Source organism: Kitasatospora sp. NBC_01287, from assembly GCF_026340565.1.
Classification (GTDB): domain Bacteria; phylum Actinomycetota; class Actinomycetes; order Streptomycetales; family Streptomycetaceae; genus Kitasatospora.
In genome coordinates, this window is the sequence record NZ_JAPEPB010000001.1 from 3,942,117 (window position 1) to 3,955,330 (window position 13,214).

Consider the following 13,214-nt stretch of genomic DNA (forward strand, 5'->3'; position numbering starts at 1 on the left):
GCTCCGCCGGTTGGATTCGAACCAACACTGCAAGGCTTCAAAGGCCTGCGGGCTGCCGATTACCCCACGGCGGATGGCTGATCAGACCATACCGGAGTCCTCCCCCGGCTGGGTATCGCCTCCGATCCCGAGGGTGACGGCCGCCGCCGGCGGCGCCGCGCCTGGCTTCCGTTGGCGGGCGCGGCAACTTACGATGCCGTAGGTTACGCATCCGTAGGCCCTTCTCTTCCCTCAAGGGACAGCCCATGACGATCCAGGCCGACCAGGCGCTGCCGCCCTCCACCGCCCGCCCCGCCTCCGAGGTCTCCGCCACCATGGGCGGTGAGAAGCAGGGCCTGGCCGAGCGGGTCGCGCTCGGGCTCTTCATCGCCGTCCCGTTCCTCGCCCTGCTGGCCGCCGTGCCGGTGGCCTGGGGCTGGGGCCTGGGCTGGCGGGACCTCGCGATCGCGACGGTCATGTACTTCACCACCTGCCACGGCATCACGGTCGGCTTCCACCGCTTCTTCACCCACCGCTCGTTCAAGACCGGCCGGGCACTGAAGATCGCGATGGCGGTGGCCGGCAGCCTGGCCGTCGAGGGTCCGGTGGTGCGCTGGGTGGCCGACCACCGCAAGCACCACAAGTTCTCCGACAAGGACGGCGACCCGCACTCGCCCTGGCGCTACGGCGAGAGCGTCCCGGCGCTGCTCAAGGGCCTCTGGTGGGCCCACATGGGCTGGCTCTTCGACTCCGAGCAGACCCCGCAGCACATCTACGCGCCCGACCTGGTGAACGACCGCGACATCCGGGCGGTCTCGCGGCTCTTCTGGCTCTGGACCTCCCTCTCGATGCTGCTGCCCCCGTTGGCCGGCGGGCTGCTCAGCTGGTCCTGGCAGGGTGCGCTGACCGCCTTCTTCTGGGGCTCGCTGGTCCGGATCGCACTGCTGCACCACGTGACCTGGTCGATCAACTCGATCTGCCACGCGATCGGCGAGCGGCCCTTCAAGTCCCGGGACCGCTCGGGCAACGTGTGGTGGCTGGCGGTGCTCTCCTGCGGCGAGTCCTGGCACAACCTGCACCACGCCGACCCGACCTCGGCCCGGCACGGGGTGCTGCGCGGCCAGCTGGACTCCTCCGCCCGGCTGATCCGCTGGTTCGAGCAGGCGGGCTGGGCCCGCGACGTCCGCTGGCCCACCGCCGGGCGCATCGACGCCCGGCGCACGGCATGACCCGTCGGCTACAGCATGATGGGGGGGTGAACGGGAGCAACCCAGACAGCGCAGACAGCGCGGACAGCGCAGACGGCCGCCGCCCGACCTCCTCCCCGGCAGCGCCGGCCCGCGGGCGGGCCGGCCGGGTCCGGATGACAGGCAAGCAGCGGCGCGAGCAGTTGCTCGAAATCGGGCGCACCGTCTTCGCCGAGCGCGGCTACGACGGGACCTCGGTGGAGGAGATCGCCGAACGGGCGGGCGTCTCCAAGCCGGTGGTCTACGAGCACTTCGGGGGCAAGGAGGGGCTCTACGCGGTCGTGGTGGACCGCGAGATGCAGCTGCTGCTCGACATGGTCACCGGGGCGCTGACCGGCGGGCACTCCCGGGAGCTGCTGGAGCAGGCCGCCTTCGCGCTGATGGACTACATCGACACCTCCACCGACGGTTTCAAGATCCTGGTCCGGGACTCCCCGGTGGCCCAGTCCACCGGCACCTTCGCCTCGCTGATCAGCGACATCGCCACCCAGGTCGAGGACATCCTCGGCCTGGAGTTCAAGGCCCGGGGCTTCGACGCGCGGCTGGCGCCGATGTACTCGCAGATGCTGGTCGGCATGGTGGCGCTGACCGGGCAGTGGTGGCTGGAGGTGCGCAAGCCGCAGAAGGCCGAGGTCGCCGCACACCTGGTCAACCTCGCCTGGCACGGGCTGGAGGGCATGGAGCGGCACCCGAAGCTGGTCGGCGAGCGGCAGAACTGAGACCGACCGGCCCGCGGCCGCCGGCTCGCGTGGGGTTCATTGTTTCTCGATGTCAAGAGGCTTCATATCGACAGAACCCCCGATACACTGATCCACATGGAGGACGAGGTCGACCGCCTGGTCGCAGCATGGCGCCGTGAGCGCCCCGACCTCGACGTGCAACCGCTCCAGGTGCTCAGCCGGGTCAGCCGGCTCGCCCGCCACCTGGACCGGGCCCGCCGCACGGCGTTCGCCGAGCACGGCCTGGAGCCCTGGGAGTTCGACGTCCTGACGGCGCTTCGGCGCGCCGGGCGCCCCTACCAGCTCTCCCCCGGGCAGCTGCTCACCCAGACCCTGGTGACCTCCGGCACCATGACCAACCGGATCGACCGTCTGGCCGGCAAGGACCTGGTGCAGCGGCTGCCCGACCCGGACGACCGGCGCGGCGTGCTGGTCCGCCTCACCGACACCGGGCAGGAGAAGGCCGACCAGGCACTGGCCGGGCTGCTCGCGCACGAGCGGGAGCTGCTCGCCCAACTGTCCGGCGGTCAGCAGGCGGAGCTGGCGGCGCTGCTGCGGCAGCTGGTCGCCCCGTTCGACAACATCCCGGGCTGAGCGGCCCCGCACCGACCCGGCGCGGGGGCTCCCAGCGCCCAGGAGGACCTAAGCGGTCGGCGCCGCGGCCGGCTCCGCACCGACCCCGGCGCGGCGGGCCAGGGCGACGGCGGCCAGCGTGGAGTGCACCCCGAGCTTGCCCAGCACGTTCTGCATGTGGGTGCGGACGGTGTGCGGGGAGAGGTAGAGCCGCTCGGCCACCGCCTGCCGGCCCAGACCCGCCACCATGCAGCGCAGCACCTGCTTCTCCCGGGGCGTCAGCGACTCGACCAGCCGCTCACTCTCGGTGCGGTCGCGCCGGGCCGTGGTCAACTCCCGCACCACCCCCGTGAGCAGGGTCGGCGGCAGGTGGGTCTCGCCGCGCAACACCCCGCGCAGCACGGTCAGCAGCCGGGTCAACGAGCTCTCCTTGGCCACCCAGCCCGCCGCGCCCGCGTAGAGCGCGCGCACCGCCCGGCGCGGGTCCTCCTCGGCGGCCAGCACGACGGCGCGCAGTCCGGGGTAGGTGTGGCAGGCCCGGCCCAGCAGGGTGATCCCGTCCACCGGGCGGCGCTGGGCCGCGAGCCCGGCCGGCTGCCCCTCCAGCGGGACGGCGGGCGGACCGGACGGACGCTGCGGGACCAAGGCGCTGCCCGCGCGGCGCGGGGCCGGGACCACACCGGGCCGGCGGACCAGCGGGCCGCCCTCGCCCTCCCCCGCCGGGCGGGGACGCCGGGGCGGGCCGAGCACGGCGGCGGTGGCCCCGAGGTCGGCGTCGACCAGCAGGATGTCGAAAGGCCGGCCCTCGGCCGCCGCCCGTTCCAGGGCATGGTCGGCCGCGGCCGCGCTGCCGGCCGCGCCGACCTCGATCTCCGGCTCGGCGGAGAGCGCGGTGGCGAGTGCTTCGGCGAAGATCCGATGGTCGTCGACCACCAGAACGCGAATCCGCCCCATACGGTGTCCCCCTGCTCCGGTCCGGCCCCCCGTTCCGATACCGGACTCAGGGTACGGGGTGCGGGGCCCTCCGGTGGGGGTTCAGTGAAATTCCGTCAGATCCGGTCATCCTGTGCGAAGTCGGCGGGCGGGCAGGGCTGAGCGGGCCCCGCGCGGTCGGCCGGCTCTCCCGGGGGCGAACCGGCCGCGGGGGAGCGGCCTCCCGAGGGTGGGCGGCGGCGGCCTCCCCGGGGTGTGCCGCCGGGCTGTCGGGGGTGTGCCGCCGGGCCGTCGGGTCAGCTCTCCCGATGGGCCCCCGCCGCCGCGGTGGCCGCGAAGACCCGGGGCGCCAGGTGACCCGCCGCCAGGAAGGCCGCCTCGACCGCCGCCTCGACCGCCGCCTCGGACTCCCGCGGGACCAGGGCGATCACCGAGCCGCCGAAGCCGCCACCGGTCATCCTGGCCCCCAGCGCACCGGCAGCCACCGCGGCGTCGACCGCCAGGTCGGTCTCCGCGCAGGAGACCCGGAAGTCGTCGCGCAGCGAGGCGTGGCCCGCCGTCAGGATCGGCCCGAGCGCCGCGAAGTCGCCCTTGTCCAGCAGCGCGACGGCCCGCTCGACCCGCTCGTTCTCGCTCACCACGTGGCGCACCATCGGGCCGAGTTCGGCCGGCAGCCGGTCCAGCGCCGCGGGCAGCCGGGCGGCGTCGAGGTCGCGCAGCGCCGCCAGCCCGAGCAACTCGGCGGCCCGCTCGCAGCCGGCCCGCAGCGCGGCGTAAGCCCCGTCGCCGAGGTCGTGCTTGACCCTGGTGTCGATCACCAGCAGCACCAGCCCCTGCTCGTCGGGGCGGAACGGCACGTGGCGGTGCGTCAGGACGGGGGCACCCCCGTCGACGGACCGGGGGCGGGTGTCCAGGAAGAGTGCGGCCCCCGCGACGCAGGAGGCGGAGGCCATCTGGTCCATCACTCCGCAGGGCACCCCGGCGAAGTCGTTCTCGGCGCGCTGGGCGATCAGGGCCAGCTCGTCCGAGGTCAGGTCGAGCCGGTACAGGTCGCGGTAGGCGATCGCCACCGCGCACTCCAGCGCGGCGGAGGAGGACAGGCCGGCTCCGCCGGGCACGTCGCTGTCGAAGTACAGGTCGGCGCCGCCGGCCCGGTGGCCCGCCTCGCGCAGCGCCCAGACCACACTGGCCGGGTAGGCGGCCCAGCTGGTCACCGCACCGGGGACCAGCTGGGCCGCCGACAGGTCGGTGACCACGTCGTCGCCCTGGACGCTGTAGAGGCGCAGCCGGTCGTCGTCGCGCGCTCGGGCGGCCACCTTGACCGCTTGCGGGAGAGCGATCGGAAGGACGAACCCTTCGTTGTAGTCGGTGTGCTCACCGATCAGGTTCACCCGGCCCGGCGCCGACCAGACCCCGGTGGGGGTCGCGCCGAAGATCCGCTCGAACTCGTCTCTCATGTTCCGTTCTCCCGCGTGGTCGCTACTGCTGGTCGCTGTTCTTGTTGAGCGTGAAGGCCCAGGCGTCGGCCACGATGGCGTCCAGGTCGGGCCGTTCGGGGGTCCAGCCGAGGACCTGGCGGGCCCGCGCGGCGGAGGCGACCAGGACGGCCGGGTCGCCGGGGCGGCGCCCGGCGGTGACCACCGGGACCTCCCGGCCGGTGACCCGCCGGACCGACTCGATCACCTCGCGGACCGAGAAGCCGCTGCCGTTGCCCAGGTTGCAGATCAGGTGCTCGCCCGGCTCGGCGGCGGTCAGCGCCAGCAGGTGCGCCTCGGCGAGGTCGGCGACGTGGATGTAGTCACGGACGCAGGTGCCGTCGGGGGTCGGGTAGTCGTCGCCGAAGACCGCGATGTGCGGACGCTGCCCCAACGCCGCCTGGAGGACAAGCGGGATCAGGTGCGACTCGGGGTCGTGCCGCTCACCGTGGGCGCCGACGGCGCCCGCGACGTTGAAGTACCGCAGGCTGACCGCGGCCAGGCCGTGGGCGATCGCCTCGCTGGTGATCAGGTGGTCGACCGCCAGCTTGGTGGCGCCGTAGGCGCTGGTCGGCGAGGTACGGGCGGTCTCGGCGATCGGGATGGCCTCGGGCTCGCCGTAGACGGCGGCGGTGGAGGAGAAGACCAGCTTGCGCACACCGGCCTCGCGCATCGCACTGACCAGCTCCAGCGAGCCGGCCACGTTGTTGCGCCAGTACTTCTCCGGGTCCGCGACCGACTCGCCGACCTGCGAGGAGGCGGCGAAGTGCAGCACCGCCTCGAAGCCGCCGCCGTCCAGCACCGCGGCGGCGTCCTGGATCCGGCCCTGGACGAACTCGGCACCCGCCGGGACGCCTTCGCGGAAACCGGTGGACAGGTCGTCCAGCACGGTGACCCGGTGCCCCGCCTCCAGCAGGCGGGCGGCGACCACGCCGCCGACGTAGCCGGCCCCGCCGGTGACCAGGTACCGGCTCACGTCGCGATCTCCCGCAGGCGCTGCGCCGCCGCCTCGGGCGACACGTCGTTGACGAAGGCGTCCATGCCGGATTCGGCCCCGGCGAGGAACTTCAGTTTGCCTTCCGTGCGTCGGATCGTGAACAGCTCCAGGTGCAGTGCCAGCTCCGCGCCGCTGCGGCGGGGGGCCTGGTGCCAGGCGGAGATGTAGGGGGTGGGGGGCAGCGGCCGCTCGGGGGACTGGGTGGCCGGCCGGAAGAGCCGGTCGAAGCGGCGCAGCAGCTCCAGGTAGAGGCCGGGGAACTCGGCCCGCTCGGGCTCGGTCAGCTCGGTCAGATCGGGCACCCGGCGGTTGGGGTAGAGGTGCACCTCGTAGGGCCAGCGGGCGGCGAACGGCACGAAGGCGGTCCAGTGCTCGCCCGTCAGCACCACCCGGGCGGGGTCGGCGCGCTCGGCGGCCAGCAGGTCCTCGAAGAGGTTGCGGCCGGTGCGGGCCCGGTGCTCGTTCGCCTGGGCGGCCATCTTGGCCGTGCGCGGGGTGGTGAAGGGGAACGCGTAGATCTGGCCGTGCGAATGGGCCAGCGTCACGCCGATCTCGGCGCCCCGGTTCTCGAAGCAGAAGACCTGGTCGACCTCGGGCAGTGCGCCGAGCTCGGCGGTGCGGTCGGTCCAGACGTCCAGCACCAGGCGGGCCTTCGCCTCGTCGAGGTCGGCGAACGAGGCGAGGTGGTCGGCGGTGAAGCAGACCACCTCGCAGCGGCCGACGCCGGGCCGGGTCAGGTGCAGTTCCTGGCCCGGGCCGCCGCCGGGGGCGGGGTGGGCGGCATCGAGGTGGGCGGCCGCGTCGGCGGCGAGGGAGGGGAAGCGGTTCTCGAAGACCACCACGTCGTAGTCGGCGGCGGGGATCTCGCTGAGGCGCTCGCCCTGGCTCGGGCAGAGCGGGCACTCGTCGGCCGGTGGGTGGTAGGTGCGGGCCTGGCGGTGGGCAGCCACCGTGACCCAGTCGCCGAGCACCGGGTCGCGGCGCACCTCCGCGCGGCTCGCGGTCGGGTCCAGCGGGCGCCGGTCGCGGACGTCGCGTGATGCCGACTCGTCCCGGTCGTAGTAGATCAGCTCGCGTCCGTCCGCCAGCTTGGTCGTGGTCTTCCGCACAGTCTCCGCCCTCGCTGTGGCCATCAGCCGTTCAATGCTTCACACATAATCAAACATTACTCATCAGCAGTCAACAGACCGGGACACGGCTCGGTGCGCCGGGGCACAACGCGACCACGAACGAGGGGTGAGCGGACACGAAACGGGAGGCCGGGGAGCCCCGGCGGACCCCCGCCCGGCGGGGGCGCGGGCGGGCGGGGGCGCGGGCGGGCGCGGGCGGGCGCGGGCCCGTGCTATTCGCGGGCCAGGTGGGCCAGCAGGCCGGTGCGGTCCGCCACCGCCGCCGCCTCCAGCCGGGTCCGGGCACCGAGCTTCATCAGCACCCGCTGCACGTGGGTGCGGGCGGTGCTGGGGGCGATGCCCATGCCGACGGCGATCTCCTGGGTGTCCTGCCCCTCGGCGATCCGGGCCAGCACCTGGATCTCACGACGGGTCAGCACCCCCAGCAGTCGCAGCGCCTCGTCGTCGGGCTCGCGCACCGGGTGCAGCAGCCGGTCGAAGGCCGCCTGGAGCACCTCCACCGCCACCGCGACCTCGCCGGCCCGGGCCCGGGCGATGGCCCGGTCCACCACCTCGATCCGCTCGTCGCTGCGCACGTAGCCGGCCGCACCCGCCGCGAAGGCGTTGGCCACGCCCCGCAGGTCGTCCACCGGGCCGAGCACCACGACCGCGACCTCGGGCCGCTCCTGCCGAAGTCGGCGCACCGGCGCGAAGGCCCCCGGGGCGCCCGGGCGCGCGACGCCGAGCAGGCAGACCTCCGGACGGCGCTGGGCGACCAGGTCGGGCCCGGCCGCCGTAGGGCAGCCCACCGCCAGCACCCGGTGGCCGCGCACCTGCAGCGCCGCCGCCAGCGCCTCGGCCAGCAACCGGTGATCGTCGACCACGACGAGCCGCACGCCCAAGGGGCCCCTCCCCCGTACCCAGCGCGGAGCTGAACCCACGCGATGCGTACCGGCCGTACGCCACAGCACTGCTGACGCCCCATCACAGCGCATCGCGGACCTGACCGCCAGATCCTGGCGGGTCGGACGACAACTGGTCGAGGCTGTGGCAGGAGGATAACGAAAAAGGTCCCCGCCGTGATGGCGGAGACCTTCTCCTGTGGAGCCCCCATGCGGAATCGAACCGCAGACCTTCTCCTTACCATGGAGACGCTCTACCGACTGAGCTATAGGGGCGAACCGGTCGAACGAGGAAGACATTACATGGTCATCGACGGGATTGGGAAATCGATGCCCATTGATCGCCATGCGCCCCGCGGACCAGGGCGCGCCGGGTGCGGCACCGTCCGGCGGCGCGGCCTGACAGCGGGCCGGGCGGGCCGGGCGGCCGGACCGACCGGGCTGCGGCTGCGGTCGCGACTGCGGTCGCCGCACCTGCCGCCGCAGCCACTGCCGCCGCACCGCCGCTACACCGCAGGGCCTCCGCTCACCGCGCTGGGGGCCTGCTGGCCGCGCCGAGCGCCCGGGATCTGATCCGCGGTCAGATCGACCCCACCGGTCTCCGGCAGCGCCAGCAGGCAGAGCACCGAGGCCAGGCCCAGCCCGGCCAAGTACCAGCCCACCGGCGTGGCCGTGCCGTACCTGGCCGTCAGCTTGGTCGCGAGCAGCGGCGCCGTGCCGCCGCCGACCACGCCGCCGAGGTTGTAGGTGAGCGCGGCCCCCGTGTAGCGCACCCGGGTCGGGAAGAGCTCTGGCAGGTAGGCCCCCACCGGCCCGAGCAGCAGCCCCAGCAGCAGCGAGGAGCCGACCAGCGAGAGCAGCACCAGGGCCGGCCGCAGGCTCTCCAGCAGGGGGAAGACCAGCAGCGACCAGCAGGCCGCCACCCCGGTGGCCACCAGCACGGTGCGCCGCCGCCCCCAGCGGTCCGATCCGCCCGCACTGAACCAGACCGCCAGCGCACCGGCCGGCGCGGCGAGCAGCTGGAGGGTGAGCATCAGCGTCCGGTCCAGGCCGAGCTGGCCGGTCGCGTAGGCCAGGGCGTAGGTGTTGCTCAGGTAGAAGAGGGCGTACCCGAAGGAGAGCGAGCCGCCGCCCAGCAGCACGGTGTGCCAGTGCTCGCGCAGCACGGCCAGCACCGGCACCGCGTGCCGCACGGGGCCACCGGCGCCCGCCTCGTCCGAAGGCGCGGGCCCGCCCGCCTCGCCGCCCCCCTCCGGCCCGCCGGAGCCACCCGCCCCGCCCGCTCCGGAGCGGGCCATCGCGGCGGCCGCGACCTCGGCGAAGACCGGGGTCTCGGCGATCCGCAGTCGGACGAAGAGCCCGACGCCGACCAGCAGCAGCGACGCGAGGAACGGCAGCCGCCACCCCCACTCGACGAACTCGCTCTCACTGAGCCCGGCCGACAGGAGAAGGAAGACCGTGGTCGCCAGCAGCGAGCCGGCACACGGGCCGAGCTGCAGATACCCGGCATACCGGCCGCGGCGGCGCACCGGGGCGTACTCCGCGAGCAGCAGGGCCGCGCCGCCCCACTCGCCGCCCAGCCCGAACCCCTGGCAGAACCTCAGCAGAACCAGGATCGCCGGGGCCCAACCGCCCAGCCGGCCGTACCCGGGCAGCACGCCGACCGCCGCCGTCGACAGCCCCATCATCAGCAGCGACGCCACCAGCACGGCCTTGCGGCCCAGCCGATCGCCGAAGTGGCCGAAGACCACCGCCCCGATCGGCCTGGCCACGAACGCCACCGCGTAGACCGAGAAGGCCGCGAGCAGCGCGTTGACCGGGGTGAGGACCGGGAAGAACTCCCGCCCGAAGACCAGTGCCGCAGCCATCCCGTACAAGAAGAAGTCGTAGAACTCGATCGCCGTCCCGACGAAGGCGGCAGCAGCCACCCGCCCGAGGCCCTCACCGCCGCCGAGGTCCGGGGCGCCCTGGTCCGGCGCGTCCGACGCCGTGTCAATCGCCATGCCTCGACGATGCCGGGCGGACCGAGGCCCCGTCAGCCGCCGCCCGGGTGATGGGGGCGCGCATGGTTCGTGCACGCCCCTGGTCGACATGAACCGATAATCCGTACACCTCCTGACGATTTGCGGTCGACCGGATACCGAAAGCTATGCTCTGGAAACCCAGCGTGCTCATTTCGCCGGGCTCGGCGTGCGCACTCCGCCGGGCGGCGGCCCTGCACCCGATCGGAGGCGCCTGATGGGCGGATTCCAGGTCCGGCCCGAGGAGTTGACGGCCGCCGGGCAGCGCGCCCAGGCGATCGCCGTGCGGATCCCCGACGGGACCACCCGGCTCGGCCCGGCCGCCGCCAGCGCCGGTGCCCGGCTGAGCGGTTGGCGCACCGCCGCCGCGCTGCCGGCCTGCGCCGACGCCTGGCAGGCCCTGCTGGCCTCCCTGGCGGGCGAGTTGGACGCCCACGGGCAGCGCCTGGCCACCACCGCGCAGCAGTACCGCGACGGCGAGGCCACGGCGGTGAGCGCGTTCGGCACGCCCTGGGCCCTGCCCGACCAACGGCACGCCAACGCCGGGTCCATCGGCATCGGGTCCATCGGCACCGGGTCCATCGGCACCGGGTCCGTCGACGCCGGGTCCGTCGACGCCCGCCCGGCGGGCCGCTGATGGACCTCGCCGCCCTGCGCGACGCCGACCCGCACGCGCTGCCCGACCAGGCCGAGAGCTACGAGCACCTCGCCGCCGCCTTCCAGGGGCACGCCGACGAGTGGCAGTCCGACGTCCTCGAACGCACCACCGGATCCGGCTGGCTCGGCAGCGCCGCCGACGCCTGCCGCAGAGCCCTCCAGCAGACCGACGACCGCCTGATCGCCGCCCGCGCCGAACTCCGGCGGATCGCCGCCTGCCTGCGCGCGGGCGCCGACGCGCTGCGCCTCGCCCAGGCCGAGCTGGCCTCGGCGCTGGCCGAGGCACGGGCCGCCGGGTTCGTGGTGACCGCCGAGCGGAGCGGGGACGGCACCGCCCCGCTGGCGCCGATCGCCTCCGAAGCCGAGCGCCACGACCCCGACGCCCGGGCCCGGCACGCCGGGCTGACCCAGCGGGTCCGCGCCGCCCTCGACCAGGCCGACGCCCTCGACCGCGCCCTGGCCGACCAGCTCGCCGGCTTCACCCGCGCCGCCGCCGACGGCTCCGGCCTCACCGAGCGCGGCTACGCCGCCGACCCGCTCGTCCCCGCCCCGCTCTCCCCCGCCGTCACCGCCCCCGACTTCCTCACCGGCTTCCTGCCGCCCCCGTCCGCCTCCCCCGCCGCCGTCGCGGCGTGGTGGCGCACCCTCCTGCCCGACCAGCAGCAGTACCTCATCACCACCCGCCCCGACCTGATCGGCAACCGCGACGGCCTCCCCGCCACCGTCCGCGACCAGGCCAACCGCCTGCTCCTGGAGCAGTACCTGACCAGGTTCGCCACCCGCACCTGGCTCTGTGCCGCCGACCAGCTCAAGCTCGCCGGCTTCCGCGCCATCCAGGACCGCCTGGACCGCAGCCCGGACACCCCGCCGGTCCTCCTCTACGGCATCTCCGCCGAGGGCCAGGGCCGGGGCATCCTCTCCTTCGGCAACCCCGACACGGCCAGCAACGTCAGCGCGTACGTACCGGGGCTGGGGACGGAACTGCGGTGCGTGGGCGGGAAGGACGGGGACCGGGCGATGAGTGTGTGGCGGGCGGCCATGCGCGCCGATCCCACCCGGCCGACGGCCTCCCTGGTGTGGCTGGGCTACGACCCGCCGCCCGGTCTGGACAAGGGCGACCCGGAGTCGCTCGACGTGATGGGCGAGCAGCGGGCCCGCAGCGGCGCCGAGGACTACGACCGCTTCATGGCCGGACTGCGGGCCGGCCACGAAGGGCCGCCGGCCCATCTGGTCGCACTCGGCCACAGCTACGGCTCGCTGGCGGTCGGACTCGCCGCGCAGCGGCCCGCGGGCGGCACCCAGGCCGATGACATCATCCTGATCGGCAGCCCCGGGACCGGCACGGACAGCGCTACGCACCTGGGCGTCGGCACCGGTCACGTCTGGGTCGGCGCGGCCGACAACGACCCGGTGACCTACCTGCCCGCTCCCGAGCAGCTCCTGCCGGGTGAAGGCGATCAGCGCTGGTTCGGCAGGGATCCCGCGAGCGAGCGGTTCGGCGCGCACCGCTTCGCCGTGGCCGACGGCCCGCCGAACAGCTTCGCCGCCCACTCGAACTACCTGGACCCGGTCGGCGGCGCCTCCTTGCCGAACATCGGCCAGATCGTGGCGGGGCACCCGGAGAACGTACGGAGCCAGAGCCCGCGATGAAGCCGTCCCGACTCTTCCGGACCGTCCTGCTGCTGGCCCTGGCCGCCTGTCACCCGAGCCACCGATCGACCGGGAGCACCGCCGCGATGATGAGTCCGCCAGAAGCCAGGACCAGGATGACCGCCCTTCTCGACGACACCTTCTCCGCCGTCTCTCCAGCGCTCCGGTTCCGCGACGGCTGGCCGCACAGCATCGAGAACGACGAGCCCCCGCACAGCGCCAACGCCTATCTCGACCGGTACGTCATGACCAGGATCGCGCCCGCCAAGTACGGCGCCCTGCTCGGCCTGGTGGAACGCCACTGGAAGGAGCGCGGCTACACGATCGAGAACGTGAACGCCGACACCCGGATGCCGGCGATCACCGCCAGGTCCCCGGAGGGCGCCGTCCTCAGCCTGGTCGTCGGCTACCCCGGCAACGTCACCCTCACCGCCGCCGTCACCCCCATCACCGCCACCCCGGACCCCTTCGGCCCCGAGCCCCCGCAGCCCACCCTCGCCAACGGCAACCCGGACATCCTGCCGACGGAGGACGACCCGTTCTGGTCGAGCTGAGTGGCTGTCGAGCTGGTGTCAGGCAGCGTCGGGGTCGATGCCTCTGACCGCACGGACCCACCACAGCGATCACGCCTGGATGCCGAAGACCTGCATCCGCGGGAAGGCCATCTACCACCATCCGGGCACGCGACGACGCGCCACGAGAGCACCGACCAGTTGAATGGCCCCCGCAATGATCATCTGCCACGAACTCGCCGGCCGGCCGGCGAGTTCGAGATCGCACTGCGCCCTGTCGTACGTGGTCCCGGGTGCGAAGGCGGAGCCGCAGCCATCGCCGACCCGCCAAAATCCGTAGATCATCCCCGCGACGATCAGCAGCCCGCCAACCGTGGCGAAAGCTGCCGCAACGCGTGGCTCCTTGACCATGTCCATCTCCTTGGGCCGCCAGAACACCG

13 protein-coding genes and 2 tRNA genes are annotated in these 13,214 nt (G+C 73.9%); 6 read left to right on the plus strand and 9 right to left on the minus strand.

All coding sequences use genetic code 11. The annotated features are described in order from the left end of the window. Nucleotide 1: 1 nt before the first annotated feature. Nucleotides 2-74 (minus strand) — tRNA-Gln (locus OG455_RS16590). A gap of 171 nt (nucleotides 75-245) precedes the next feature. Between OG455_RS16590 and OG455_RS16595 the strand changes: the two genes are divergently transcribed. The 3 genes from OG455_RS16595 to OG455_RS16605 all read left to right on the plus strand — a co-directional run bounded on the left by OG455_RS16595 (nucleotide 246) and on the right by OG455_RS16605 (nucleotide 2,539). After that, on the plus strand, nucleotides 246-1,208 hold the full coding sequence (locus tag OG455_RS16595; protein ID WP_266294422.1) for an acyl-CoA desaturase: 963 nt from the start codon (nucleotides 246-248) through the stop codon (nucleotides 1,206-1,208). Between the two features lie 26 nt (nucleotides 1,209-1,234). After that, nucleotides 1,235-1,945 (plus strand): TetR/AcrR family transcriptional regulator, encoded by a 711-nt coding sequence (locus tag OG455_RS16600; RefSeq protein WP_266294424.1) that lies wholly within the window; start codon nucleotides 1,235-1,237, stop codon nucleotides 1,943-1,945. A 96-nt stretch (nucleotides 1,946-2,041) separates the two neighbouring features. After that, nucleotides 2,042-2,539: a MarR family winged helix-turn-helix transcriptional regulator gene (locus OG455_RS16605; protein WP_266294426.1), complete on the plus strand. Its 498-nt coding sequence runs from the start codon at nucleotides 2,042-2,044 to the stop codon at nucleotides 2,537-2,539. A gap of 48 nt (nucleotides 2,540-2,587) precedes the next feature. Here OG455_RS16605 and OG455_RS16610 read toward each other — a convergent pair whose 3' ends face one another. From OG455_RS16610 to OG455_RS16640, 7 genes are all read right to left on the minus strand, one after another. Then, complete coding sequence (locus OG455_RS16610) at nucleotides 2,588-3,472, minus strand: response regulator transcription factor (protein ID WP_266294427.1); 885 nt, start codon at nucleotides 3,470-3,472, stop codon at nucleotides 2,588-2,590. Between the two features lie 275 nt (nucleotides 3,473-3,747). Then, nucleotides 3,748-4,908 (minus strand): galactokinase, encoded by a 1,161-nt coding sequence (galK, locus tag OG455_RS16615; RefSeq protein ID WP_266294428.1) that lies wholly within the window; start codon nucleotides 4,906-4,908, stop codon nucleotides 3,748-3,750. A 22-nt stretch (nucleotides 4,909-4,930) separates the two neighbouring features. Continuing rightward, complete coding sequence (gene galE / locus OG455_RS16620) at nucleotides 4,931-5,902, minus strand: UDP-glucose 4-epimerase GalE (protein ID WP_266294429.1); 972 nt, start codon at nucleotides 5,900-5,902, stop codon at nucleotides 4,931-4,933. Next, complete coding sequence (gene galT / locus OG455_RS16625) at nucleotides 5,899-7,032, minus strand: galactose-1-phosphate uridylyltransferase (RefSeq protein ID WP_266294430.1); 1,134 nt, start codon at nucleotides 7,030-7,032, stop codon at nucleotides 5,899-5,901. The genes galE and galT overlap by 4 nt, the downstream gene beginning before the upstream one ends. A gap of 233 nt (nucleotides 7,033-7,265) precedes the next feature. After that, nucleotides 7,266-7,928, minus strand: a complete 663-nt coding sequence (locus OG455_RS16630) for a response regulator transcription factor (RefSeq protein WP_266300832.1) — start codon at nucleotides 7,926-7,928, stop codon at nucleotides 7,266-7,268. A gap of 206 nt (nucleotides 7,929-8,134) precedes the next feature. Continuing rightward, nucleotides 8,135-8,210 (minus strand) — tRNA-Thr (locus OG455_RS16635). 230 nt (nucleotides 8,211-8,440) lie between these two features. Further along, on the minus strand, nucleotides 8,441-9,937 hold the full coding sequence (locus tag OG455_RS16640; RefSeq protein WP_266294431.1) for an MFS transporter: 1,497 nt from the start codon (nucleotides 9,935-9,937) through the stop codon (nucleotides 8,441-8,443). 235 nt (nucleotides 9,938-10,172) lie between these two features. Between OG455_RS16640 and OG455_RS16645 the strand changes: the two genes are divergently transcribed. The 3 genes from OG455_RS16645 to OG455_RS16655 are packed head-to-tail and all read left to right on the plus strand — an operon-like array spanning nucleotide 10,173 to nucleotide 12,816. Further along, the gene (locus tag OG455_RS16645; RefSeq protein WP_266294432.1) at nucleotides 10,173-10,592 is read left to right on the plus strand and encodes a PE domain-containing protein; all 420 of its coding nucleotides are present in this window, start codon (nucleotides 10,173-10,175) and stop codon (nucleotides 10,590-10,592) included. Next, nucleotides 10,592-12,262, plus strand: a complete 1,671-nt coding sequence (locus OG455_RS16650; protein WP_266294433.1) for an alpha/beta hydrolase — start codon at nucleotides 10,592-10,594, stop codon at nucleotides 12,260-12,262. The genes OG455_RS16645 and OG455_RS16650 overlap by 1 nt, the downstream gene beginning before the upstream one ends. Beyond that, nucleotides 12,259-12,816 carry a hypothetical protein gene (locus tag OG455_RS16655; protein ID WP_266294434.1) on the plus strand — a complete coding sequence of 186 codons (558 nt, stop codon included), beginning with the start codon at nucleotides 12,259-12,261 and terminating at the stop codon, nucleotides 12,814-12,816. The genes OG455_RS16650 and OG455_RS16655 overlap by 4 nt, the downstream gene beginning before the upstream one ends. A gap of 111 nt (nucleotides 12,817-12,927) precedes the next feature. On the opposite strand, the gene OG455_RS16660 is transcribed toward OG455_RS16655, so the two are convergent. After that, the gene (locus OG455_RS16660) at nucleotides 12,928-13,185 is read right to left on the minus strand and encodes a hypothetical protein (RefSeq protein ID WP_266294435.1); all 258 of its coding nucleotides are present in this window, start codon (nucleotides 13,183-13,185) and stop codon (nucleotides 12,928-12,930) included. Nucleotides 13,186-13,214: the final 29 nt, after the last annotated feature.